This is a genomic window from Sphingosinithalassobacter sp. CS137, assembly GCF_014334115.1.
Classification (GTDB): Bacteria; Pseudomonadota; Alphaproteobacteria; order Sphingomonadales; family Sphingomonadaceae; genus Sphingomonas.
Genome location: NZ_CP060494.1, coordinates 807268 through 830353 on the forward strand (window position 1 = coordinate 807268; position 23086 = coordinate 830353).

At 68.4% G+C, this 23086-nt stretch carries 19 protein-coding genes and 1 tRNA gene; 9 read left to right on the plus strand and 11 right to left on the minus strand.

The genetic code is table 11. From position 1 onward, the window contains the following. Positions 1 to 14 precede the first annotated feature (14 nt). Entirely contained in the window at positions 15 to 266 is a 252-nt protein-coding gene (locus H7V21_RS03745) for a hypothetical protein (protein WP_188055414.1), read from the plus strand. A 50-nt stretch (positions 267 to 316) separates the two neighbouring features. On the opposite strand, the gene H7V21_RS03750 is transcribed toward H7V21_RS03745, so the two are convergent. From H7V21_RS03750 to mprF, 6 genes are all read right to left on the minus strand, one after another. Continuing rightward, the gene (locus H7V21_RS03750; protein WP_188055417.1) at positions 317 to 1708 is read right to left on the minus strand and encodes an ATP-binding protein; all 1392 of its coding nucleotides are present in this window, start codon (positions 1706 to 1708) and stop codon (positions 317 to 319) included. Then, a complete protein-coding gene (locus H7V21_RS03755; RefSeq protein ID WP_188055420.1) occupies positions 1705 to 2823 on the minus strand; it encodes a DUF2336 domain-containing protein in 1119 nt (372 codons plus the stop codon). Before H7V21_RS03755 ends, H7V21_RS03750 begins: the two co-directional genes overlap by 4 nt. A 35-nt stretch (positions 2824 to 2858) precedes the next feature. Further along, a complete protein-coding gene (locus H7V21_RS03760; RefSeq protein ID WP_188055422.1) occupies positions 2859 to 4034 on the minus strand; it encodes a hypothetical protein in 1176 nt (391 codons plus the stop codon). A gap of 49 nt (positions 4035 to 4083) precedes the next feature. Further along, positions 4084 to 5283: an exo-beta-N-acetylmuramidase NamZ domain-containing protein gene (locus H7V21_RS03765; protein ID WP_188055424.1), complete on the minus strand. Its 1200-nt coding sequence runs from the start codon at positions 5281 to 5283 to the stop codon at positions 4084 to 4086. Beyond that, positions 5280 to 5906 carry a DOMON-like domain-containing protein gene (locus H7V21_RS03770; protein ID WP_262503996.1) on the minus strand — a complete coding sequence of 209 codons (627 nt, stop codon included), beginning with the start codon at positions 5904 to 5906 and terminating at the stop codon, positions 5280 to 5282. The genes H7V21_RS03765 and H7V21_RS03770 overlap by 4 nt, the downstream gene beginning before the upstream one ends. A gap of 266 nt (positions 5907 to 6172) precedes the next feature. Beyond that, complete coding sequence (mprF, locus tag H7V21_RS03775; RefSeq protein WP_188055427.1) at positions 6173 to 8854, minus strand: bifunctional lysylphosphatidylglycerol flippase/synthetase MprF; 2682 nt, start codon at positions 8852 to 8854, stop codon at positions 6173 to 6175. 171 nt (positions 8855 to 9025) lie between these two features. On the opposite strand from mprF, the gene tyrS reads away from it, so the two are divergent. Then, positions 9026 to 10258, plus strand: a complete 1233-nt coding sequence (gene tyrS / locus H7V21_RS03780; protein WP_188055430.1) for a tyrosine--tRNA ligase — start codon at positions 9026 to 9028, stop codon at positions 10256 to 10258. Between the two features lie 87 nt (positions 10259 to 10345). Next, positions 10346 to 10669 (plus strand): PilZ domain-containing protein, encoded by a 324-nt coding sequence (locus H7V21_RS03785; RefSeq protein WP_262503997.1) that lies wholly within the window; start codon positions 10346 to 10348, stop codon positions 10667 to 10669. A gap of 15 nt (positions 10670 to 10684) precedes the next feature. Here the strand turns inward: H7V21_RS03785 and H7V21_RS03790 are convergent, their stop codons facing one another. Further along, the gene (locus tag H7V21_RS03790; protein WP_188055433.1) at positions 10685 to 11455 is read right to left on the minus strand and encodes an NAD kinase; all 771 of its coding nucleotides are present in this window, start codon (positions 11453 to 11455) and stop codon (positions 10685 to 10687) included. Beyond that, the gene (moaA, locus tag H7V21_RS03795) at positions 11452 to 12453 is read right to left on the minus strand and encodes a GTP 3',8-cyclase MoaA (RefSeq protein WP_188055436.1); all 1002 of its coding nucleotides are present in this window, start codon (positions 12451 to 12453) and stop codon (positions 11452 to 11454) included. The genes H7V21_RS03790 and moaA overlap by 4 nt, the downstream gene beginning before the upstream one ends. Before the next feature lie 88 nt (positions 12454 to 12541). Between moaA and H7V21_RS03800 the strand changes: the two genes are divergently transcribed. Both H7V21_RS03800 and H7V21_RS03805 read left to right on the plus strand, forming a co-directional pair. After that, positions 12542 to 14503: a putative bifunctional diguanylate cyclase/phosphodiesterase gene (locus tag H7V21_RS03800; RefSeq protein ID WP_188055439.1), complete on the plus strand. Its 1962-nt coding sequence runs from the start codon at positions 12542 to 12544 to the stop codon at positions 14501 to 14503. Next, on the plus strand, positions 14500 to 14955 hold the full coding sequence (locus H7V21_RS03805; protein ID WP_188055442.1) for a YybH family protein: 456 nt from the start codon (positions 14500 to 14502) through the stop codon (positions 14953 to 14955). The genes H7V21_RS03800 and H7V21_RS03805 overlap by 4 nt, the downstream gene beginning before the upstream one ends. On the opposite strand, the gene H7V21_RS03810 is transcribed toward H7V21_RS03805, so the two are convergent. The 3 genes from H7V21_RS03810 to H7V21_RS03820 all read right to left on the minus strand — a co-directional run bounded on the left by H7V21_RS03810 (position 14952) and on the right by H7V21_RS03820 (position 19255). Further along, complete coding sequence (locus H7V21_RS03810) at positions 14952 to 15437, minus strand: acetyltransferase (RefSeq protein WP_188055443.1); 486 nt, start codon at positions 15435 to 15437, stop codon at positions 14952 to 14954. The genes H7V21_RS03805 and H7V21_RS03810 overlap by 4 nt on opposite strands. Further along, positions 15434 to 18889, minus strand: a complete 3456-nt coding sequence (gene mfd / locus H7V21_RS03815; protein WP_188055445.1) for a transcription-repair coupling factor — start codon at positions 18887 to 18889, stop codon at positions 15434 to 15436. Before mfd ends, H7V21_RS03810 begins: the two co-directional genes overlap by 4 nt. A 99-nt stretch (positions 18890 to 18988) precedes the next feature. Continuing rightward, the gene (locus tag H7V21_RS03820; RefSeq protein ID WP_188055448.1) at positions 18989 to 19255 is read right to left on the minus strand and encodes a succinate dehydrogenase assembly factor 2; all 267 of its coding nucleotides are present in this window, start codon (positions 19253 to 19255) and stop codon (positions 18989 to 18991) included. A 493-nt stretch (positions 19256 to 19748) separates the two neighbouring features. Between H7V21_RS03820 and H7V21_RS03825 the strand changes: the two genes are divergently transcribed. The 4 genes from H7V21_RS03825 (at position 19749) to H7V21_RS03840 (ending at position 22868) form a co-directional block, all read left to right on the plus strand. Continuing rightward, the gene (locus H7V21_RS03825) at positions 19749 to 19991 is read left to right on the plus strand and encodes a hypothetical protein (protein WP_188055450.1); all 243 of its coding nucleotides are present in this window, start codon (positions 19749 to 19751) and stop codon (positions 19989 to 19991) included. Positions 19992 to 20106: 115 nt separating this feature from the next. Further along, the gene (gene recG / locus H7V21_RS03830) at positions 20107 to 22170 is read left to right on the plus strand and encodes an ATP-dependent DNA helicase RecG (RefSeq protein WP_188055452.1); all 2064 of its coding nucleotides are present in this window, start codon (positions 20107 to 20109) and stop codon (positions 22168 to 22170) included. An 88-nt stretch (positions 22171 to 22258) separates the two neighbouring features. Next, positions 22259 to 22333, plus strand: a tRNA-Asn gene (locus tag H7V21_RS03835). Positions 22334 to 22640: 307 nt separating this feature from the next. Next, positions 22641 to 22868, plus strand: coding sequence for a hypothetical protein (locus H7V21_RS03840; protein ID WP_188055455.1), 228 nt, complete (start codon positions 22641 to 22643; stop codon positions 22866 to 22868). Positions 22869 to 23086: the final 218 nt, after the last annotated feature.

Here is a 23086-nt window from a genome sequence, read left to right on the forward strand (position 1 = left end):
ATCGGAGTTCCCCTATGCGCCAGAATATCCTGATCTTCGCCGGCATACTCGGCTTCCTCGCCGGGGTGGCATTCCTTCTCCAGGGCGCGGGCATCCTCCGCGTGCCCACTGACAGCGTGATGATCGGCGACTCCGACTGGGTCGCGCGCGGCGCGATTCTGGCGGTGGTCAGCGCGATCGTCGTGGCGGGCGCACGCCTCGCGCCGACGAAGCAGGATCGGAGGGCGTCGCGCCGGAAAGACAAAGCAAGCGGCGAAGCCGAATAACGCCCGTAATCGGCGGGCAGAGGATGGCCGCTCCCGCCGCCGCTCCCGGGCTACTCCTCCCGGTAAGGAAGCGTGAAGACGAACCGTGCGCCCTGCCCCGGAGCACTGTCTACGGTGATGTCGCCGCCCATCGCGCGCGCCAGCCGCCGGGCGATGTAGAGCCCCAGGCCGCTGCCGCCGGGCTCGCTCGGGTCCACTCGGCCGAACTTCTCGAAGATGCGCGCCTGATCCTCGGCGGCGATGCCCTTGCCCTGATCGGCCACGATCACGCAGCCCATGTCGCCCTCGCGCTCCAGCCGGATCCACACCATCCCGCCCTGCGGCGAATAGCGCACCGCATTGCCGATCAGGTTCACCAGCACCTGCAGCGCACGGCGGAATTCGCCCGTCACCGGCAGGGTTTCGTTGGCATAGGGCTTGTCGATCCGCACATCGGCCTGCGCCGCGCGCACCGCGAGCAGCCCGCCCGCCCGCCGCGCGACATCGGCAAGGTCGAGCGGCTCGGCCGCGGTCTCGAATTCGGGGCGCTCGATCGCCTGCAGGTCGACCAGATCGTCGACGAGCCCCAGCAGATGCCGGCCCGCACTGGCGATATCGCCTGCATATTCCGCGTAATCGGCGCGCAGCGGTCCCTCGGTCTGGGCGCTGATCGAATCGGCGTTGGCGATGATCCGCCCCAGCGGTCCGCGCAGCGCGCGGTCGAGCCGCTGGCTGAACGAATCGGGGAAGCCGCCGAACGGCGCAGCCGGAACCGGCGCATCTACTTTCGGCCGCTCCGGCGCCGTCTCCAGCAGGTGCGCCGCGCCGACGAAGCCGGCAAAGCGCCCGCCCGGATCGGTGCGCGGCGTCGCATCGAGCCGCACCATCCGCCCGGTGCCGCGAATCTCCGCCTTCTGCCCGTCGAACCGCGCCTGCGCCGCCACCGCGCCGAGAATCGGCAGTTCGCCGCTCTCGTCCTCGGCCAGCGCGAACAACCGGGTCAGCGGCTGGCCCAGCATTCCGCTCGAATCGAAGCCATAGCGCGCACCTGCCTCGATCGAGAGATAGGTGATCCGCAGCGACGCATCGGTCTCCCACAGAAAATCGGCAGCCGAACGGAAGAAATCGCTGTCGCGCTCGGGCTCGGAGGCCGGGGCGCGCCACGCCGCCCGCGGGCGCCATCCGCTCACTTCCAGCCGCACGCCGCCCTCCTCGGGCTCCGCGCGGACCCATAGCTCGAGATCGTCCTCGCCGTCGGCGGCGATCACATGGCGCGAAATGGCGATGCCCAGCCGCTGCGCGAGCCGGGCGAGCGTCGCGATCTGCGGCACCGCGAGCGGTTTGCCCGGCGCGCCGCCGGCACGCGCGTTGAGTTCGGCCAGGCGCGATTCGGCATCGAGCAGCCGCCCCTTGGCATCGACTCGCCCGATTGCGATGGGAGGCGCAGGATCGATCGCGTTCACGGCGCCTTCTCCGTTCGCTCCAGCGCCTGCAGCGCGGCGCGATAGTCGGGATGCAGCTTCAGCGGAGCCAGTGCCTCGCGCGCCGCGTCGGCCGAGATCGAAGCGATCGTATCCAGCGTGTCGGCAAACGCCTCGAGGTCGCGGCGCGGATCGCCTTCGCAAAGCGCATAGCCGATCTGGGCGATCGGATCGCGGCCGAGATCAAGCGCGCGCAGCGCCAGCCACAGCCGGTCGGCGGCGGGATCGAGCACCATTTCGCGCGCCAGCTCGTATCCGATGCCCAGCGCATCGGCGAGCAGCGCGGTGAACAGCACGATCCGGCGGTCATTCAGCGATTCGACCAGCAGCTGCGGCAGCTCCTGCGGCTGGGCTTCGATCGCGCCGGCAAAGCGCATCGCCGCCGCCTCCAGCCGATCGCCTTCGTCATAGGCGGAAAGGCTGCGTTGCGCCGCGTCGATCAGCGCGCGGTCGAGGTCGATCGTGGCCTCGCCGGCTTGGCCGGCGACCCGCTCGCGCAGTGCCGCCGCGATCCACCAGACGAGCCGGTGGTGCAGCTCGGCGGGCAGGTCGCTCTGCGCCAGCTGTCCCGATTCGGGACTCCCGCGCCGCCGACTTTCTGCGATCATCACTGCCATCGCCCCGGTCGCCAGCACCCGATCGGGATGCTGGATATAGCGGTTGATCAGGCTCGGCCGCTCGGGATCGTCGGGCGCATGCATCGGCAGCGCAGATCCGATCAGCTCCTGGCGGACGCGGGCCATCAGCTCGGCCATCAGCTCCGAATCGCGCAGCAGCCCGGATCGCATCAGCCGGGCGAGCACCTGCGATTCCTCGCCTGCGAGCCCCTCCGCCTGATCGGCCGCATTCCGCGCGGAAAGCAGCCGAACCGCGTGCTCGCGCACTTCGCTTTCCACCGTCTCGACCAGATTGCGCAGCAATCCGCCGAGCGCCGATCGCGTCCGCTCGTCCAGCCGTGATTCTTCAGGAAGAAAGAAATCGTCCACAGCCACCGTCAACGCGCGAAAGGCGCGCAAATCCTCAGCCGCCGCGCGCGCGAGCAGCTCGTTGGCGCCGATGGTGGCGCCATCGCGCATGTCGACGGGATTGTCCGACATGACCCTCGAATAGCGGAAGTGTCCTTAAAAGGAGACTAAGCCTTTTCGCGAATTGCCTCAACCGCCGCGGCGAGCGTGGCGAAGGCATAGGCGGCGAGCAGCCCCAGCCCGGCGACCGGCAGATCGGCGAAGCCGAAGGGCGTCAACAACAGCAGATAGGCCGTCGGGCTTCCCCACCAGCGGCGGTGTCGCGCGCCGCTGCGCTCGGCCAGCAAATGGGCCGCCACGGCGAACAGCGCGAGCAGCATCGGCGTCGCCGCAGCCGTGGCGGACGTCGCCGTCCATCCGGTCAACAGCATCGCCGCTCCCGCCAACAATCCGATCAGCCCTTCGAACAGGCGCGCCCGCCGCTCCTCGCCGCGCAGCGCCGCCATCGCAGATCCGGTCGCCAGCACTGCCGCCGCGATCAGCGCCACGACCAGCCCCGCCCCGTCGAACCCGAACAGGATCGTGCCGAGCGCCCCCAGCCCCACCAGACTTCCCCCGCCCAGCAGCGCCAGCCCGGGCACGCCGCGCGCGACCAGCGCCGGCAGGGCGAGCCGCGCCATTCGCGTGAAGATCCAGCGGTCCGCCCAGGTCGGCCGCCGTTCGGTCAGCGCCGCGAGCACTGCATTGCTGCGGGATGCGAGCACTTCGGCATTGCGCACCACCGCGTGGCCGCCGCGAATCCATCCGGGCGTCAGCGGCACATGCTCGGCGCGTGCCTGCACCGCCGCGCGTAACAGCGCCGATTGGAAGTCCCAATCGTCGGGCATGCGTGCGATCGCGCCCAGATGATGCGCCGGAACGCGGGCGACACCGGCCCAGCAATCCTTCATGTCGAGCCGCTCGACCGCAGCGGGCGAATTGAAATCGTCGGTCACCAGCAGCGCCTCGGCGCCGTCGCCCGCCATGCGATCGATCACCGGATCGCTCGTCACCAGGCTATCGGCGAGCACGAGCACCCGTGCCAGCGGATGCACCTTCCCCGCCGCTTCCTCGGCCGAGCGGACGATCTCGACGCTCGCGCCGCGCTTCCCCGCACGCGATACCGCCGCCAGCAGCGCGGGAGTCACCCGCGCCACCGCCACCAGTATCTGCTCGGCGCCCGCACCGATCAGCAGCCGCACCTGATATTCGAGCAGGGTCATGCCGCCGAACGGCAGCGTCGCCGCGAGCACCCCCGGGCGATCGGAGGCGTCGTCGGTCGCGAAGATCAGGCCAACCAGCATGGAACGCCCCTAAATCCTTCGCGCGCCGATGCAAAGCCGGCCGGAGGGATCAGTAGCGCAGATACGGCAGCCGCTCCTCTTCCCACGCCTCTTCGTCGGGCGCCGTCAGCGCATCGAGATCGCCCGGAGCCGCGGCGGGATCGTCCACCCATTCGCGCAGCGCGGGCCCGCCGTTGATCACGTCGATCGCCAGCTTGTCGAATTCATATTCATACGGAAAATCGCGCCACAGCGCGTAATCGGGCCACAGCCGCCGGATCGCCTTGAACGCCAGCGCCTGCAACCGCCAGGGCCGGAACGCCTCATGGTCGTAGCCCGGCCCTTCGGCATGGATGTGGACGCCGTGGCACAGCGTCCCCGCATGCTTGTGGAAGGTCGGCTCGAAGCTCACGTCGCGCAGCGTGCAGCCTTCCAGCCATTCGGGCGCCAGCGCGCGCATCTGCGCGATCAGCGCCCGCGCGTCGAGATCGGGGGCGCCGAACAGCTCTAGCGGCCGGGTCGTGCCCCGCCCCTCGCTCAGCGTCGTACCCTCCAGCATCACCGTCCCGGCATAAGCCCGCGCCATGTTGAGATTGGGCGCGTTGGGACTGGGATTGATCCACACCCGCTCGTCGAGCGGCCAACCGTGCCCCGGCCCGGCGGCGGGCGCATAGCCTTCCATGTCGATCACGCGATAGTCGAGGTCGAGCTTGAACCGGTCGACGAACCACGCCCCCATCTCGCCCAGCGTCATCCCGTGCCGCATCGGCATCGGCCCGGCGCCGACGAAGCTCTCCCAGCCGGGGCGCAGCGTCAGCCCCTCCACCGGCCGGCCCGCCGGGTTCGGCCGGTCGAGCACCCACACCGGCTTGCCGTGTTCCGCCGCCGCTTCCAGCGCGTAGAGCAGTGTCGTGATGAAGGTGTAGATGCGGCAGCCCAGATCCTGCAGGTCGACCAGCAGCACGTCGAAGCGCGCCATCGAGCCTGCGGTCGGCCGCCGCACTTCGCCATACAGGCTGAACACCGGAATGCCGTGAACCGGATCGTCGAAATCCGGCGATTCCATCATATTGTCCTGCTTGTCGCCGCGCAGTCCGTGCTGCGGTCCGAAAGCGGCGGTCACGTTCACGCCCGCCGTCCTCAGCGCGTCGAGCGAATGCGTGAGGTTCGCCGTCACCGATGCGGGGTGCGCCAGCAGCGCGACGCGCTTGCCCTCAAGGGGCTTGCGAAGCTCGGGGTCGGCGAGCAGCCGGTCGATACCGAAGTTCATGCCGGCCGTGCTGCCGGGAGTTGGAGCGCGAAGCAAGCCGGATCGTGGAAATCGGGAGCGCCTTCGGGATGCGCCAGCGCCCAATGGGATTTCGCTCCTGATTTCTCCTCGATCACGGCGGAAAGCCCGACATGCCACGGCACGTCGACCGGCAGCGCGTGCAGCCGCTCCAGATCGAGCGTCACCTGCACCCACAGATGCTCCCTCGCGTCCCGCTTCGCTTCCGCCCGGCTGCGGATCGGCTGCGGCTTGGTCGAATCGAACGGCGGGCGAAGCATCAGGTCGATCTGCGGCGCGGCGAGCGGCTCCAGCGCCGCCATCCCCGCGCGATACCCGTCGAACCGATAGGCCGCCCATGCCGCCGAAGGCGAGAAGTTGAACTCGTAATAGCCAGGGCCGTCGCCCGGCCGCACGAACAGCTCGAAGCAGGTCCGCTGCCACAATCCGTCGGTGCGCGCTCCGGCCTCCTGCTCGCGCAAAGGCAGCGCGATGTGCCCCGCGCCGCCCGACGCATGATAGTCGATCCGCAGCATGCGCGGCCGCATCCGCGACAGGCTGGCCGTAATGGCGGCGGGTGCGCCGTCGGCACCGGCATCGTTGCGGCGGAGGGTCTGGCGAAGCATGGCGCGTCGTAGCAAGCGCCGCTGCGGGCGTCACGCCGCCGCGCGCTTCGCCCTCTCCTCTCTTGCAAAGTAGGATTTCGACTGCTTGGCTCGTGGGATGGCGCATCGCTCGCGTTCCCGTTCCGGGCCGGCCGAACCTTCACCCGCAGTTCGCTGCGCCCCCGCGTACGCGTGCGCGGGGGCGCGCCCGCGCGTTGAGGTGCGACTTTTGTGCGACCTTCGGCGGAAAAGCGCGGGTTTCGGTAAAGCACCCCCGCGGCTGCGGGTCAGCGCGGTTGCAGCTTGCGCCGCATCCGGCGCAGCGTCCGCATCTGCTCCCATCGCAGCCCGCGGATCGGTCGCCTCCAGCGGACGACCGGCGGCGCGGAAACCAGCATCGTCACGTCGGTCAGCGCCATTGCCATCGCCAGTCCGCGCGGCGCGGCCAGATATCGGCCCCGCCATTCGGGCAGGAACTTCTCCTTGTATCGCCGCAGCCCGGCATAGCCGTACAGCCGCTCGCCATGGCGAAACACCGATCCGGCCAGCCGCGCCCAGATCGGCGCGAGCCGGCGGCTCTCGATTCCCGAAAGCGGCGCCACGCCCAGCGAGACATGGGCATAGCCCTGTTCCTTGGCCCACAGCATCAGCCGCGCGAACAGCGCGTCCATCGTGCCATTCGGCATCTCGGTACGGTTTCGCATCAGGTCGAACGACAGTTCCTCGCGCGACGGCAGTGTCCAGAGATTGGCAAAGGCGAGCACATGACCGTCCTTCTCGGCCAGCGCCACCGGCCCTCCCTTCAGATAGGCGGGGTCGAACCGCCCGAGGCTGAACTGCTTCTCGCGCTGCCGCTTCGCCGCGAGCCACTCGTCGGATACGGAACGCAGCTCATCCATCAGCGGCCCCAGCTCGGCGCCTTCGACGACGCGAAAGGTGACGCCTTCGCGCTCGGCGCGGCTCACCGCATGGCGCAGCTTCGATCGCGGCTTGCCTTCGAGCGAGAAGTCGGCGAGCGGCACGCGCGCCTCTTCGCCCAGCTTCATGATACCCAGCCCCAGATCGACCGCATGGGGCAGCATTTCGGCGCCGCAGCGATAGAAGACGGTGCGGCCGCCATGCCGGTCGGCAAGCTCGCGGAACTTCCACACCAGCTCGCCCCAGCGCTCGGCCGGACCGATCGGGCTGCCGAGCGCGATGAAACTGCGCCCTCGGACGCGATACATCAGAAATGCGTCGCCGGCCTCGGAAACGAGGAAGAACTTGTCGCCGGTACGGGCCAGATGCGCCTCGGCGATGGTCGTGGCGTTCAGCGCGGCGTCCCATGTCTCCTTCGACAGCGCATGGGCGAGCGCCGGTCGCGCCGGGCGAGCAAGCCGCCGAAGCGCCAGCAGGATCGCCACGACCGCGACAGCGAGCGAGGCGCGAAGAAAGCGCGGCGCATTGGCGCCGGGGCGGATCTGCCACCACAGCGCATCCTGATATTCGACGCTCTTGTAACTGAAGAAGCCGATGAAGATGCTGCCTGCGATCACCGCCGCGATCGCGAGCAGCCAGCCGCCGCCGGGACGTTCGCCGGTGAGCGCCGACTGGCGGTAGAAGGCGGGGTGCGTCCAGAGGAGCAGCAGCGCCACCGTCGCCAGCACCGCCGCCTCGACATAGTCGAAGCCCCGCAGCAGCGCGAGGAAGGCTCCGGCGGAAAGCAGCACGACGCTCACCAGCCAGGCCACGTCGAGCCGGCGATACAGGCCCCAGGCAGTGAACATCAGGATCGTCCCGATGATGCTGCTGGCGATGTGCGAAAGGTCGAGCAGCACCGAGGGCAGGAATTTGGTCAGCGCCGCCACGCGCTCGGGCACGAAGGGCAGCGCACCGGTCAGGATCATCAGCGCACCGGCCGAAAAGACCGCCGCCGCCATGGTCAACGGCGCGATCGACCGGGCGATGTTGCTCCCGGCCCGCATCATCGGCGCGGCGCGGTCGCGCAGCCGCTCGCCTTCCAGTACTGCCAGATAGAGCAGCGCCAGCGCGAACGGCAGCAGGAAATAGATCAGCCGATATCCGATCAGCGCCGCCGCCAGATCGGTCTTGGGCATTTCCGGCAGCAGCAGGAACACCATCGTCTCGAACACGCCGAATCCGCCCGGCGCATGGGTGATCACCGCGACTGCGAGCGCCAGCACATAGGCCGCGAGCAGCTGCGGAAAGGCGTCGATCGCAAGGCTGGGTGCGAGTACGAACACCACTCCGGCGGCGAGCGCCAGATCGAGCGAGGCGGCGGCGAGTTGGGCGGCGGTCAGACCGGGGCCCGGCAACGGCAGGCTCAGGCCGAAGGCGGCAAGCGTGCGCGGGCGCCGCGCGGTCCACAGCCCATAGGCGATCAGCCCCGCGATCAGCAGCGCCGGCGCGCCAAAGCGCACGGCATCGGGAAGCGGGACCGGCCCGAGCGCGATGCCGCTCGGCAGCAGCGGCAGCAGCAGGAGGAATACCGCGAACACGCCGAGCAGGAATGCAAGCGACGCAAGCGTCACCACTCGCGCGACATCCGCCTCGTTCAGCCCGGCGCGTGTGTAGAAATAGAGCCGCACCGCTCCGCCCGTCAGCAGCGGCAGGCCGAGCGTGTTCGAAACGGCGTAGCTCGTCGCCGCGCCGCGCGCGATCAGGCCGGGCGGCACTTTCCGTTCGACGATGCGCAGCGCGGCGACGTCGAACACGATCAGGCAGGCGAAGCTCAGCACCGTCAGCAAGGCGGCGACCAGCCAGCGCTCGCCCGGAATCGCCGTGATCGCCCGGCTGATGTCGTCGATGCGGATTTCGCGCAGCACCGCGCTCAGCGCGACCAGCGAGACGATCAGGATCAGCAGGCCGACGAGAGTCCACAGCAGGTCGCGACGCCCGGCGGCCCAGCGGGCGACCGCCGCGACCGGCCCGATCCGCTTGCTCTCCGTAACCTGGCTTTCTGCTTCCATCCGGTCCGCTGCTCCCCGTTTCGCACTGGACGGATATCAGACGAAGCGCGGCACCTGTTGGTTTCCCCGCCCCTTCCGCCGTCGTGCGGCCGCAGGGCACTAGCCCGCCTGCGCGCGCAGGCCAATCGCCGGGGTGACGCGCGCCAACTTTGTGCTAATCCGCGCGGCGCCATGACCGAACATCGCTCCGATCTGCTCCGCCTGCTCGACAGCCGCGGCTACATCCATCAGCTCACCGATGCCGCGGCGCTCGACGCGCTGGCGGCCAAGCAGATCGTGCCCGGCTATATCGGCTTCGATCCGACGGCGCCGTCGCTGCACGTCGGGTCGCTGGTGCAGATCATGCTGCTGCGGCGGCTGCAACAGACGGGGCACAAGCCGATCGTCCTGATGGGCGGCGGCACCGGCAAGATCGGCGATCCCAGCTTCAAGGACGAAGCCCGCAAGCTGATGACCGACGAGGTGATCGCGTCGAACGTCGCGTCGATCAAGCGCGTGTTTGAGCGCTTCCTCACCTTCGGCGACGGCCCGACCGACGCCGTGATGCTCGACAATGCCGAATGGCTCGACCGGCTAGAATACATCCCCTTCCTGCGCGACATCGGCCAGCACTTCTCGGTCAACCGGATGCTCAGCTTCGATTCGGTCAAGCTCCGGCTCGATCGCGAACAGTCGCTCAGCTTCCTCGAATTCAATTACATGATCCTTCAGGCCTATGACTTTCTCGAGCTGTCGCGCCGCGCCGGCTGCCGGCTTCAGATGGGCGGTTCGGATCAGTGGGGGAATATCGTCAACGGCATCGAGCTGTCGCGCCGCGTCGACGGGACCGAAGTGTATGGCATCACCACGCCGCTCATCACCACTGCCGACGGCGGCAAGATGGGCAAGACCATGTCGGGCGCCGTCTGGCTCAACGACGACCAGCTCTCGGCCTATGAGTATTGGCAGTTCTGGCGCAACACCGACGATCGCGACGTCGGCCGATTCCTGCGCCTGTTCACCGATCTGCCGCTCGACGAGATCGCCCGGCTCGAAGCGCTCGAGGGCGCCGAGATCAACGAGGCGAAGAAGATCCTCGCCAACGAGGCGACTCGCATGTGCCGCGGCGATGCGGCTGCCGACGAAGCCGCCGAGACCGCGCGCCGCACCTTTGAAGAAGGCAGCGCCGGCGAAGCGCTGCCCACGCTGGCTGTTGCGGGCGGCAGCATCGGGATCGTCGACGCGCTCGTCGGCCTCGGCCTCTGCGCCTCGAAGGGCGAGGCGCGGCGCCTGATCCAGCAGGGCGGCGCGCGCGTAGAGGGCGAGAAAGTGGCCGACGACCAGCTGGCCGTTGCGGTCGCCGCTGCGCCGGTTCGCGTCTCGGCGGGCAAGAAGCACCATGGCCTGCTGACGCCTGCCGAATAAAACCTATGTTAAGCAGCTTTGTTTGAACGACTTTCATTCGGCAGCCGTTATCCCGCAAGCGCCAAACCAGAGTAGCGGGGCGCGTGTGTGAGCGTTGGAACGGGAAATCTGGCTTTCGCCGACGTCCGGCGCGAAGGACGCGACGAGGTTCATTATCGCGCCAAGGCGTTCGGCCCCGATGCGCGGGAGCTGCGGCTCCTGATCGTCAACATCTCGCCCCACGGCCTGATGGCGCGCTGCGATCAGGAATTCGACATCGGCTCGCGACTCCGGGTGACGTTGCCGATCGTGGGGGCGCTCGTGGCGGAGGTCCGCTGGGCGCTTGGCGGGCGGATCGGCTGCCAGTTCGAGACCGCAGTCGATCTCGCCAGCTATTACGAGCTTCTGTCGGCACTGGTCCGTCGCCGGTGAGCAAAGTCCTCCGGCTCAGGCGACGAACTGCTCCATCGTGATCCGATCATCGAGCGCATGTTCGGGATCGAACATCAAAGTAAGGTCGCGCAGCTGATCGATCGCGACATCGATCTCGGCGACATCGCGGACCTCGCGCTGGTCGGCCACCGCACTCACCGGCCGCTTGTCCGCATCGAGCACCCGAATGCCGATACGGGTCCGCTCCGGCAGCAGTGCGCCGCGCCAGCGCCGCGGCCGGAACGGGCTGATCGGCGTGAGCGCCAGCAGCCCCGACCCGAGCGGCAGGATTGGTCCATGTGCCGACAGGTTGTAGGCAGTCGAACCGGCAGGGGTCGCCACCAGGATGCCGTCGCACACAAGCTCCGGCAGCACGACACGCTCGTTCGCAGTCACTTGCAGCTTCGCAGTCTGGCGAGTCTCGCGCAGCAGCGAGACTTCGTTGATCGCCGGCAGCACGCAGCGCTCGCCGCTAACGGTGGTAGCGGTCATCGACAACGGCGAGACCCGGAACGGCCGGGCGCGGGCGAGCCGCTCCTCCAGGCCTTCAAGCCGCCACTCGTTCATCAGAAAGCCGATGGTGCCGAGATTCATGCCGAACACCGGAACGATCCGGCGCCGCTCCAGCATTGCGTGCAGCGTCTGAAGCATGAAGCCGTCGCCACCAAGCGCGACCAGCTGGTCGGCCTCTTCGACCGGCACCCAGTCGTAGATCTCACGCAGCTCGTCCGCAGCGAGCTGCGCCGATTTGACCGGAGACGCGACGAGCGCGCAGCGAGACGTCATCCGCCGGTCACGCTCATGTGGCGGGCGACAGCGGGTGCCGACCCCTCGGCGATCCGGAAATCGTGCCGCCGCGGCTTGATCGCGAGCGCCGCGTCGATCGCGGCGTCGACTGCCGGCAAGCCGCCGTCGCGAATCGCAGCTTTGAGATCGACCTGATCGTCATGGCCGAGACACAGATAGAGCCGCCCTTCCGTCGTCAGCCGCACGCGGTTGCAGCCGTCGCAAAAGTTCGCCGTGAGCGGCGAAATAAGCCCGAGGCGAGTGTCGGTCCCCGCCAGCCGCCAATAGCGCGCCGGACCGCCGCTCCGATGCGCGTCGCGACGAAGGTCGAACCGGCCAAGCAGGTCGTCGAGAATGTGCGTGAGCGGCAGGAAGCGATCGGCGCGGTCCTCGTCGACGCTCCCCATCGGCATCGTTTCGATCAGCGTCAGATCGAGCGCCTCGTCCGCACACCAGGCGAGCATGTCTGCGATTTCATGCGCATTGAGGCCTTTCAGCGCGACCATGTTGATCTTGACCGCGAGGCCGGCGGCCTTCGCCGCCGCGATTCCGCCGAGCACCGTCTCGATTTGTCCATGACGGGTAATGTGGCGAAACACTTCCGGATCCCGACTGTCCAGGCTCACGTTCACTCGGCGCATCCCGGCGTCGGCAAGCGCCTCGGCATGTTCGCCAAGCCGCACGCCGTTGGTAGTCATCGTCAATTCGTCGAGTCCACCATCGCCGAGATGCCGGCCCAGCCGCCGCGCGAGATCGATGATATCGCGGCGTACCAGCGGCTCGCCGCCGGAAAGGCGGATCTTGCTCGTTCCCCGGGCAATGAACCGCTCGGCGATCAGCGCAATCTCTTCGAGGCTCAACAGCCGTTCTCTCGGCAGAAAGGTCATCTGCTCGGCCATGCAATAGCGACAGCGCAGGTCGCACCGGTCGGTAACCGAGATGCGCAGATAGCTGATCGTGCGGCCGTGGCGGTCGATCAGGGGAGAGGCGCTTGCCATGCTGCAGGAGCTAGGCTTTCGCAGCCCGAGGGGCAAGCCCAGCGCCGCCCCCTTCGACAAGCGGCACGCGAAAGCGGATAGGAGGAGCATGAGCGAAGCCGAATCGGTCCCGCCGCAGCGCGCGCCCCTGTTCCTCCTCTCTTTCCGCCAGCGCAACGAGCTGGCCACGACCGTGGCGGCCGCCGGGTGGCGCAGCGTTGCCGCGCGCCGTGCGGACGAAGCCGAACGGCGCTTCGCTGCCTCCGGCGCGGCAGTCGCTCTGGTCGACGCGCGTGGAGCGCTGGCCGAGGGGCTTGCGGCGACGCAGGCGCTTGGCGAGGTCGTCGCGGAGCGCGGTGCCGCTCTGCTGGTGCTCGTTTCGCGGGGCGACGCCGGTCGAATCGGCGACTTCTATTCCGCAGGCGCAACGCATTTCCTCGCGAGCCCGATGCGCGCGGTCGAGCTGGTGCAGGCGCTGCGCTTTGCGGAGCGACACGTCGAGCGACTGGGCGGTTGGGAGGCCCGAGCCGGTGCGAACGCCGAGCCGCTCGGCTGGCGCTGGGACCCGCAATTGCGCTCGCTGCAAATCACTCCGGCGCTGGCGCAGCTCGCCGAGCTTCCCGAGCAACCGGGACGCCGTGGCTTGCTGCGCCAGCTGCCGCGCCGCGAGCGAAAGTTGGTGCATAGCGCCCTGCGGCGGCTCGGCGCTGACACTCCGGCAACTGCCTTCGCACACGATCTTCCGGGGGTCGGTCGGCTTGTCCACCATCTGCAGTATGACGCCCGCACTCGGCGTGTGCACGCTCTGGTCGAGCCACTGGGAGCCGCGCCTGATGCAGGGGCGGCAGTTCGCGACGCTTTCGAAGGAGTTCGCGACGCCACTGCCGCACGGCGTTGGCTCGACCAGCGGATCGGCGAAACGCAGACGCTGACGGCGATATTGATTGCACTCGAGCGGTTCGAGGATGTGAATGCAGCGCATGGGCGGAGCGCCGGTGACGCACTGCTTCGTGCCGTCGCGCGTCGGATCGACGAAGCGGTACGGAGCACCGTCGGCAAAAACGCGCTGGTTGCCCGGCTGGGCGGACCCGAGTTCCTGGTCGCGACCGCCCCGGGGAGCGGCACGCTCCTCCGCAGCTGCATCGAAACAGCATTCACACGCCCGTTCGTCGCGGGTGGCGCTGTCACTCCGCTGGAGCCCCGCATCGCCTGCACCGAATCGGAGCCTGACGATAGCGCCGCGACCCTGCTGCGCCGGCTGAGCGAGACCATCGCCGAGCGGGCGGCCGGCCCCGAAGCTCCCGCGCTCGACCGGTTGGCGGGCGATATCGCCAGGGCAATCGCGGACGGCGAGGTCGCAATCGTGTTCCAGCCGCAAGTCGCGATCGCTACCGGTACCATCGCGGGAGCCGAGGCACTGGCGCGCTGGCAGCATCCCGAGCTCGGCGCGATCGACCCAGAAACGCTGTTCGCGGCTGCCGAACGGGCGGAGCTGGGCCGTGCCTTGTCCGAGCATGTCCAGCAGCGTGCGCTCGCCGAAGCCGCGGACTGGCCCGTTTCGCTCGCGTCACTGCGACTCTCGATCAATGTCACTGCGAGTGACGTGAGCCGCCCCGACTTCGCCGATCGACTGCTCGGCCGAATCGACGCCAGCGGCTTTCCCCGCGGCCGCATGACTATCGAAGTCACCGAATCGAGCATCATGGAAGAGCTCGGCGAGGCGGCACGACTGCTCGCCGAGCTGCGCACCGCAGGCTGCCGCGTGGCGATCGACGATTTCGGCACCGGCTATTCGAGCCTCGCCTATCTGAAGGCATTGCCGCTCGACGTGCTCAAGATCGACAAGAAACTCAGCCAGGACATCGCCGGATCGCCGCGCGATCGCGTGGTGGTGCGCGGCGTGATCGATATGGCACGCTCGTTGGGGCTAACCGTTGTCGCCGAAGGCGTCGAGACCGAACAGCAGCTCGAACTGCTCGCCAAGGAAGGCTGCCAATATTACCAGGGCTATCTCTGCGCCGAGCCGCTCGATGCGGCGGCGCTCGCCCGACTTGTGGAGGAACGCGGATGATCCGGATCGCACTTGCCCTGTTGGCGCTGACCTTCGCCGCGCCGGCCGCGGCGCAGGAGGCCCCCGCCCCGGTTCGCGCGGAAATCCGTGCCGCGCTGAACGAATCGGCGGCGGGCTGGAACAGCGGTGACATCGAGCGCTTCCTTTCGGTCTATGCCGATGCGCCGACGACGAGCTTCGTCGGCGCCGATGTGGTGCACGGGATTGCTCCAATCCGGCGGCAGTATCTGGAAACCTATCCCGATCGCTTCTCCGGCCGCAGCGGCGAGGGGGGACGGCAGCTCTCCTTCACTTTCCACGACATCCGCATGCTCGGGCGCGACCATGTGCTGGCGATCGCCCGTTGGCATCTGAGCTCGGCGGGCGACGCCCCGGCCGCGAGCGGGATGACCAGCCTCGTCTTCCGCCGCACCCCGGCCGGCTGGAAGATCATCGCGGACCACAGCAACTAGCCGTTTCCGCTGGCTTCCAGCCGAAGGTGGAGCAGCGGAAACGGGCGTCCCTGATCGTCAGTCGGCGACCGGCCGGTCCGCACGAAACCCAGCCGCTCGTAAAAGCCGACCGCGCGCGGATTCTGTTCGTTGACGTCGACCGTGAGCACATCGTGCCGAGCGCGTGCGAAGTCCATCAGCGCCCTGCCCACGCCGCGGCCGTGGTGCGCGGGATCGACGAACAGCGCGTCGACATGCGCACCCGTCATCCCCAGAAACGCAACCGGGCAGTCGGCAGCGTCACTCGCCACCCAAAGTTCCGCGGCCGGAAGATAGTCGTCGCGCACCATTGCCGCGATCTCGGACCGATCGGCCGGCGAGAGGAAATGGTGCGTCGCCTCGACGGCGGCGTGCCACAGCGCGAACAGTCGGGTCGCGTCTTCCGGCGTGTTGCGGCGGATCCGCAGGCGGCCAGCGGCATCAGAGGGCCCTGTCGCCGTCATCCCGCCGCCTTCGCCAAGCCGCGCGAGAGCTGGAGCGCGCCGTTGAGCCGCGCCTGCGCAGTCGCCCAGCCGCGGGTGATGACGAGCTTCATGTCGGGCCGCAGCTTGGCAGTGCCTTCGAGCCGGTCGACATAGGCGAGCAGCCCCTCGACATTGGGGAAGCGATCCTCGTGGAAGTGAACGAGCGCACCCTTGGGGCCGACATCGATCTTGGCGATGCACGCCTTCCTGGCGTTCAGCTTCGTCTCGATGAGCGTGAGCAGATTCTCGGTCGGCTCGGGCAGCTTGCCGAACCGGTCGATCAGTTCGGCGGCAAAGGCCTCGACGCCCTGCTTGTCCTCGACTTCGTTGAGGCGACGATAGAGGCCCATGCGCAGATCGAGATCGGGGACGAAATCCTCGGGGATCATGATCGGCGCATCGACCGTGATCTGCGGCGAGAGGTCCTTCGGCCGCTCGTCCTTCAGCCCGCCCGACTTGGCGTCGAGAATCGCCTCCTCGAGCATCGACTGGTAGAGCTCGTAGCCGACTTCCTTGATGTGTCCCGATTGTTCGTCGCCGAGCAGATTGCCCGCACCGCGGATGTCGAGATCGTGGCTGGCGAGCTGGAACCCGGCGCCGAGCGAATCGAGATCGGACAGCACCTTCAGCCGCTTTTGCGCGGCATCGGTCATCTGCCGCTCGGACGCAGTGGTGAGATAGGCATAGGCACGCGTCTTCGAGCGCCCCACCCGCCCGCGCAGCTGATAGAGCTGGGCGAGGCCGAACTTGTCGGCGCGATTGACGATCAGCGTATTCGCGCTGGGAATGTCGAGCCCGCTCTCGACGATCGTCGTCGAGACCAGCACGTCGTACTTCTTGTCGTAGAAGGCCGACATCCGTTCTTCGACGTCGCCCGGTGCCATCTGGCCGTGGGCGACGATATATTTCACTTCGGGCACTTCCTCGCGCAGGAACTGCTCGATGTCGGGCAGGTCGGCGATCCGCGGCGTGACGAAATAGGCCTGGCCGCCGCGATAATGCTCGCGCAGCAGCGCCTCGCGCAGCACCACGGGGTCCCAGGGCATGACATAGGTGCGCACCGCGAGCCGATCGACCGGCGGGGTCTGGATCACCGAAAGCTCGCGCAGGCCGCTCATCGCCATCTGGAGCGTGCGCGGGATGGGCGTGGCGGTGAGCGTCAGCACATGCACGTCGGCCTTCAGCCCCTTGAGCCGCTCCTTGTGCGTGACGCCGAACCGCTGCTCCTCGTCGACGATCACCAGGCCGAGCCGCTTGAACTCGATTCCCTTGGCGAGGATCGCGTGCGTACCGATCACCACGTCGATCTGGCCGTTCGCCAGCGCCTCCTTGGTCGCCTTCATCTCGGCCGCGGGGACCAGCCGCGACATCCGCCCGACGTTGATCGGGAAGCCTTCGAACCGCTGACTGAAATGCATGTGATGCTGACGCGCGAGCAGCGTCGTCGGACAGACCACGGCGACCTGCATGCCCGCCATCGCGGCGACGAAGGCCGCGCGCAGCGCGACTTCGGTCTTGCCGAAGCCGACATCGCCGACGATCAGCCGGTCCATCGGCCTGCCGGCCGCGAGATCGCCCAGAGCATCCTCGATCGCGCGGTCCTGATCCTCGGTCTCCTCATAGGGAAAGCGATCGACGAAGGCGGGATAGCCGCCCGCATCGGGCTCGGCGACATCGGCGGGGCGCAGCGCGCGCTTGGCGGCGGTCGCGATGAGTTCGCCCGCAATCTCGCGGATGCGCTCCTTCATCTTCGACTTGCGCCGCTGCCAGGCCTCGCCGCCCAGCTTGTCGAGCGTGGCGCCTTCCTCCGACGAGCCGTAGCGCGTCAGCACCTCGAGATTCTCGACCGGCACGTAGAGCTTGTCGCCGCCGGCATAGCTCAGCGCGACGCAATCGTGCGGCGCCTTCTGCACCGGGATCTGCGTGAGCCCGTCGTAGCGGCCGATCCCGTGATCGACATGGACGACGAGATCGCCGGGCGAGAGAGTCGCCAGCTCGTTCAGGAACGCATCGGTCGACTTGCGGCGCTTCTGGCGGCGGACCAGGCGGTCACCGAGCATGTCCTGCTCGGTGAGCACCGCCACGTCGGGCGCCGTGAACCCGTGATCGAGCGGCAGCACGACGAGGGCGACGCCCTTGTCGGCGATGCCGAGCGCCTCGTGCCAGCTTTCCGCCGGCCGAGCCCCCTTCAGCCCGTGATCGGCGAGCAATCCCGACAGCCGCTCGCGCGCACCACCCGAATAGCTGGCCAGCACCGGCTTGCGGCCGTCCTTGCGCAGCTTCGCGACATGCGCGACGACAGCGTCATAGACATTGCTCTGCGCCGCGCGCTCGGGCGCGAAGTCACGCGGCCCCTCAACGTCGAAATCGAGCACGGTCGCGCTTACCGGCTCGCGGAACGGCGTGGCGAGATGCGCGCGCGCCTTTTCGAGATGCGACGCCCATTCGTCGGCGGTGAGATACAGCGCCTCGGCCGCAAGCGGGCGATAGCTGCCGGGATCACTCGACTGAGCGCGCACGCGATTGGCGTGGTAATCCGCCACCGCCTCGAACCGCGCTTCGGCAGCGCCGGCGGCGTTGCCGTCGCGAACGACCACGGCATCGTCGGGCAAGTGGTCGAACAGCGTCTCGAGCCGCTCCTCGAACAGCGGCAGCCAATGCTCCATGCCCGCGAGCCGCCGGCCGTCCGAGATCGCCTGGTACAGCGGGTCGCCGGTGGCGTTCGCGCCGAACTTCTCGCGATAGCGCGTGCGGAAGCGCTTGATCGATTCGGCGTCGAGCAGCGCCTCGGAAGCGGGCAGCAGCGTGAATCCGTCGATCCGCCCGGTCGTGCGCTGATCGGCGGGATCGAAGGTGCGCACGCTCTCGATCTCGTCGCCGAAGAAATCGAGCCGCAGCGCCTGCTCGGCGCCGCTGGGAAAGAGATCGACGAGGCCGCCGCGCACCGCGAATTCGCCCGCGTCGTTCACGGTATCGACGCGGTGATAGCCGTTCGCCTGAAGCAGCATCGAGAGCGTGTCGAGCGAGATGCGCTCGTCGGGCGCGAGCCGCGCGACGAGCTGGCGGATGCGGAAGCGCGTGAGCGTCCGCTGGGTAGCGGCGTTGACGGTGGTGACGACGAGGCGCGGCCGCTTGGCCGGCGTCTGCAGCGCATGCAGCGCCGCCAGCCGTTCGGACATCACCCGAAGCGTGGGCGAGGCACGATCATAGGGCAGGCAATCCCAGGCGGGATAGCTGACGACTTCGACGTCGGGCGCGAAGAACGGCGCAGTCGATGCCGCCGCCCGCATCGCGACTTCGTCGGGCGCGACATAGACCGCGGTGCCGCCCGCGCGCGCCAGATCGGCCAGCAGCCAGGGCAGAAAGCCGTTCGGCACGGCGGAAAGAGTGAGCGGCCGATCGGCCTTAAGAATGATCTTGAGATCGGGCATCGTCTGACGGTTCCGGACAGTCGCCGGTGCTGGCGTGTCGAAGCTCAGTCGCTTCGGGAGAATGGAGTGCCCTTCGGCGAGCGCAGGGCGGACGGAAGCCTATTCGGCGATCGGCACGTAGGTGACGTTCTTGAGCGCGGCCATCACCGGTCCTGCAAAGCGCACGGGCGTCGGCTGCGTTCCCAGCGCCCAGGCCATGATGTCGACATCCTGTTCCTCGAGCAGCGCCTCGAACAGAGCGACCTCGGCATCCGACCAGCCGGCGTGGTGCGCGTCGAAGAAACCGCCGATCAACAGATCGGCCTCCTTCGTCCCGCGATGCCATGCACGAAAGCGCAGGCGCTTCAGGCGCGTCTCGCGATCCACATTTCCTCCAAACAGCTTCGGGCCGGCGGCGCAGGAAAGCGCCGCCGGCCGTTCGAGAGGCGAGATAGGGTCGTGCGCACGAAAACGCCAGCGCGACCGATCCCGCGGCCGGACCGGAGCCTCGAGCGAAACGCGCGGTTTTCCGCCGAAGGTCGCACTAAGGTCGCACCTCCGCGCGCGTGCGTGCGCCCGCGCGTGAGCGGCCGGTTGGTTCTAGCGCGCAGTCGTAGCGCAGCGATCCGGTGCAGCGGGGTGCGGGGCAGGATCGGAGCGGCATGGCGGTCCTCCATCAGCGGGCGGACCCGTCAGATATGCCGAACGGCCGGCTGTAGGACAGCGGAAACTCCGCAGGAGGCGCAGGAATTCAGCCGCCGCAGCAGCGTTTTGTGGGAACACTGGGCGCTTCGGACTGTTTTGCGGCTGAACGCCGGGTTAACATGCGTCGCGGGACGCGCTAGTCTCGCGGCCGGACGAAACGAAAAGGAGTACCGGAATGAAGACCTTTGCGACGATCGCTGCCGCCGCCACCTTCGCGCTTCTCAGCGCCTGCGGCAACGAACAGGATGCCGCCGGCGACGTGGCCGAGCAGCAGATGCAGTCCGCCGAGGACGTGCTCGAGGAGAAGGCCGATCTGGCCGACGAGCGCGGCAACGAAATGCAGGAAGAGCGCCTCGACGCGGCTGCCGATGCAGTCGGCGACGCCAGCGGCGACGTGGAAGAGGCGATCGCCGAGTAACGGCACGCAGCAACCGAGTTTCGACGGGGTCTCCCGAGAGGGAGGCCCCGTTTCGTATGTGCGGCACGCGCGGCCGCTTCCGTCCCCGCCGTTCCTGCCCTAACCCGGCGGAGCGATGCGCCCCGAACTGCTCAATCCCCTGTTCGCCGAAGTCACGGCTCTCAAAGGCATCGGGCCGCAGCTCACCAAACCGCTCGACCGGCTGGGGCTGGCGCGGGTCGTCGACGTGCTGTTCCACTTGCCGACCGGCTGGATCGACCGCCTTGCCCGCGACGAGCTCGACATCGCCGACGCCGGCCGCGTGATCGCGATCACGCTGACGCCGGTCTCCTATCGCTTCGGCGGCAGCGCGCGGGCACCGGCGCGGGTCCAGGCGGTGGACGCGGCGGGGAATTACGTGAGCCTCGTCTATTTCGGCGGCAATTCCGGCTGGGTGAAGAAGCTGTTCCCGCTCAACGAGCCGCGGCGCGTTTCGGGCAAGCTCGAAAGCTATGGCCAGGAACTGCAGATCGTTCACCCCGATCATGTCCAGCCGCTCGACGGCGGCGAGCCGCTGGCAGAGCGCGAGGCGATCTATCCGCTGTCCGAGGGGATGACCTCGAAACGGCTGGCCGGGCTTGCCGCACAGGCGCTGGAGCGCGCGCCCGAGCTGCCCGAATGGATCGAGCCGGGGCTGAAGGCGCGGCACGGCTGGCCCGACTGGCACGAGGCGCTCGCCCGCATCCATGCCGATCCCGCCGACGCGAAGGCGCGCGAGCGGCTCGCCTATGACGAGGTGTTCGCCAATCAGCTGGCGCTGCTCCTGGTCCGCGGCGAGGCGCGGGCGAAGCGCGGACGGCCGCTGATCGGCGACGGGCGGCTGCGCGAGGCGCTGAGGCTGCCCTATGCCGCGACCGGCGCGCAGGCACGAACGATCGGCGAGATCGAAGGCGACCTGCGCCAGAGCCAGCCGATGCTCCGGCTGCTCCAGGGCGATGTCGGTTCGGGCAAGACGCTGGTCGCGACCATGACGCTGCTGATGGCCGCCGAGGCGGGCACACAGGGCGCACTGCTCGCGCCGACCGAGATCCTCGCGCGCCAGCATTTCGAGAATCTGAGCCGGATGCTCGCCGGGATCGACGTGCGAATCGCGATCCTCACCGGGCGCGACAAGGGCCGCGTCCGCGAGGCGACGCTGATGGGGCTGGCCGACGGATCGATCGACATCCTGATCGGCACCCATGCGATCTTCCAGGAAGGCGTGACCTATCGCGACCTGGGGCTGGTGGTGGTCGACGAGCAGCACCGGTTCGGCGTGGCGCAGCGGATGCTGTTGCAGGCCAAGGCCGCGCGGCCGCCCCACCTGCTGGTGATGACCGCCACTCCGATCCCGCGCACCCTCACCCTCGCCCAATATGGCGAGATGGACGTGAGCCGCCTCGACGAAATGCCGCCCGGCCGCCAGCCGATCGAAACGCGGGTGATCGCCGAGGACCGGCTGGGCGACGTGGCCGACGCGCTCGCCCGGCACCTCGAAGGCGGCGGACAGGCCTATTGGGTGTGCCCGCTCGTCGAGGAGAGCGAAAAGAGCGACCTCGCTGCCGCCGAAGCGCGTGCCGAAGCGCTGCGCGCGCGGTTCGGCGACAAGGTGGGACTGGTCCACGGGCGGATGAAGGGGCCGGAGAAGGACGCGGTGATGGCGCGCTTCTCCGCAGGCCAGCTGGGCGTGCTGGTGGCGACGACGGTGATCGAAGTGGGCGTGGACGTGCCCAATGCCACGCTGATCGTCATCGAGGCCGCCGACCGCTTCGGCCTCGCCCAGCTCCACCAGCTGCGCGGGCGCGTGGGGCGCGGCGGCGGGCGATCCGTGTGCCTGCTGCTGCGCGGCAACCAGCTCAACGAAACCTCGCGCGCGCGACTCGCGCTGATGCGCGAGACCAACGACGGCTTCCGAATCGCCGAGGAGGATCTGCGGCTGCGCGGCGCGGGCGAGCTGCTGGGCACGCGCCAGTCGGGCGAAATGCAGTTCCGGCTGGCGAATCCCGAGATGCTCGGCGAATTGCTGCCCGCCGCCAATGGCGATGCGCGGTTGCTGATCGACCGCGACGGAGGGCTCAAGGGCGAGCGCGGGCGGGCGGCGCGACTGGCGCTCTATCTCTTCGAACGCGACGCGGCGGTGGGTCTGTTGCGCTCCGGATAAGGCACGCCGCCTCCCCTCTTGCAAAGCGCGCGGAGGCGCTGCTATAGGCGCGCCTCCCGACGGCGGCCACGGCCGCACGCCACGGCATTCCCCGGTAGCTCAGCGGTAGAGCAATCGACTGTTAATCGATCGGTCGCCTGTTCGAATCAGGCCCGGGGAGCCACCGCCGCCGCTCAGGACAGCGCACAGGCGCTCAACACCCCTTGTAAAACGTCGCTTTCGCTCGCAGCACGCTGCTCGTGGTGGCTCACTGTTACGCAGCACAGCGCCCCCATTCCGGGGGCATTCTTGTCTCTTTCAGGGGCGCTTCGCCAGCTACCCGATGGACGACGCGCATCTGGTGGCCGCGCTCCGCTATGTCGAGAACAATCCCGTTGCCGCCGGTCTCGTTACGCGCGCCGACGACTGGCGGTGGTCGAGCGCCCGCAGCCGTCTGGCCGGCACTCGCCATGCCGAAGATCCGCTGACCGATGGGCGCGCTTTCGGCGCAGGTACGCAACTGGCGCGCCAATTGGCGCCATGGCACCGCTCTTGCCGAGGCAGAACCGCAAGCGGAAGCGGTCGCCGACGCGATCGAGCAGCGCCTGCGGACCGGACGCCCGCTCGCCACCGAAGAATGGATCGCGAAGCAGGAAGCGCGCACCGGCCTCGCCATGGCGAAACGCAAGCCGGGACCGAAAGCTACTGCCGGGAATTAGGTATTGTGTCCCTGGAACTTCCGTGTCCCCGGAACTTCCCCGCTTCCCCGGAACTCTAAAGGCGGGGGTCACGTCACCGACCCTAGGCACCAGAGCGTGACTTGTCGGGTCGAACAATTGCCCAAAATGAGAACGACACCGAAACTCCAAAAAATATCATTAAAATAGCAATGCCCCAAACCCCACGAGGAACCATCTCGATCCCACCGGGGACCCCA

Excerpts from the sequence above, each read along its gene's own strand:
- H7V21_RS03745 (WP_188055414.1), top strand. The coding sequence starts at position 15 with ATGCGCCAGAATATCCTGATCTTCGCCGGCATACTCGGCTTCCTCGCC.
- H7V21_RS03755 (WP_188055420.1), bottom strand. The coding sequence starts at position 2,823 with ATGTCGGACAATCCCGTCGACATGCGCGATGGCGCCACCATCGGCGCC.
- H7V21_RS03760 (WP_188055422.1), bottom strand. The coding sequence starts at position 4,034 with ATGCTGGTTGGCCTGATCTTCGCGACCGACGACGCCTCCGATCGCCCG.
- H7V21_RS03765 (WP_188055424.1), bottom strand. The coding sequence starts at position 5,283 with ATGAACTTCGGTATCGACCGGCTGCTCGCCGACCCCGAGCTTCGCAAG.
- H7V21_RS03770 (WP_262503996.1), bottom strand. The coding sequence starts at position 5,906 with ATGCTTCGCCAGACCCTCCGCCGCAACGATGCCGGTGCCGACGGCGCA.
- mprF (WP_188055427.1), bottom strand. The coding sequence starts at position 8,854 with ATGGAAGCAGAAAGCCAGGTTACGGAGAGCAAGCGGATCGGGCCGGTC.
- tyrS (WP_188055430.1), top strand. The coding sequence starts at position 9,026 with ATGACCGAACATCGCTCCGATCTGCTCCGCCTGCTCGACAGCCGCGGC.
- H7V21_RS03790 (WP_188055433.1), bottom strand. The coding sequence starts at position 11,455 with ATGACGTCTCGCTGCGCGCTCGTCGCGTCTCCGGTCAAATCGGCGCAG.
- moaA (WP_188055436.1), bottom strand. The coding sequence starts at position 12,453 with ATGGCAAGCGCCTCTCCCCTGATCGACCGCCACGGCCGCACGATCAGC.
- H7V21_RS03800 (WP_188055439.1), top strand. The coding sequence starts at position 12,542 with ATGAGCGAAGCCGAATCGGTCCCGCCGCAGCGCGCGCCCCTGTTCCTC.
- H7V21_RS03805 (WP_188055442.1), top strand. The coding sequence starts at position 14,500 with ATGATCCGGATCGCACTTGCCCTGTTGGCGCTGACCTTCGCCGCGCCG.
- H7V21_RS03810 (WP_188055443.1), bottom strand. The coding sequence starts at position 15,437 with ATGACGGCGACAGGGCCCTCTGATGCCGCTGGCCGCCTGCGGATCCGC.
- mfd (WP_188055445.1), bottom strand. The coding sequence starts at position 18,889 with ATGCCCGATCTCAAGATCATTCTTAAGGCCGATCGGCCGCTCACTCTT.
- H7V21_RS03825 (WP_188055450.1), top strand. The coding sequence starts at position 19,749 with ATGAAGACCTTTGCGACGATCGCTGCCGCCGCCACCTTCGCGCTTCTC.
- recG (WP_188055452.1), top strand. The coding sequence starts at position 20,107 with ATGCGCCCCGAACTGCTCAATCCCCTGTTCGCCGAAGTCACGGCTCTC.
- H7V21_RS03840 (WP_188055455.1), top strand. The coding sequence starts at position 22,641 with ATGGGCGCGCTTTCGGCGCAGGTACGCAACTGGCGCGCCAATTGGCGC.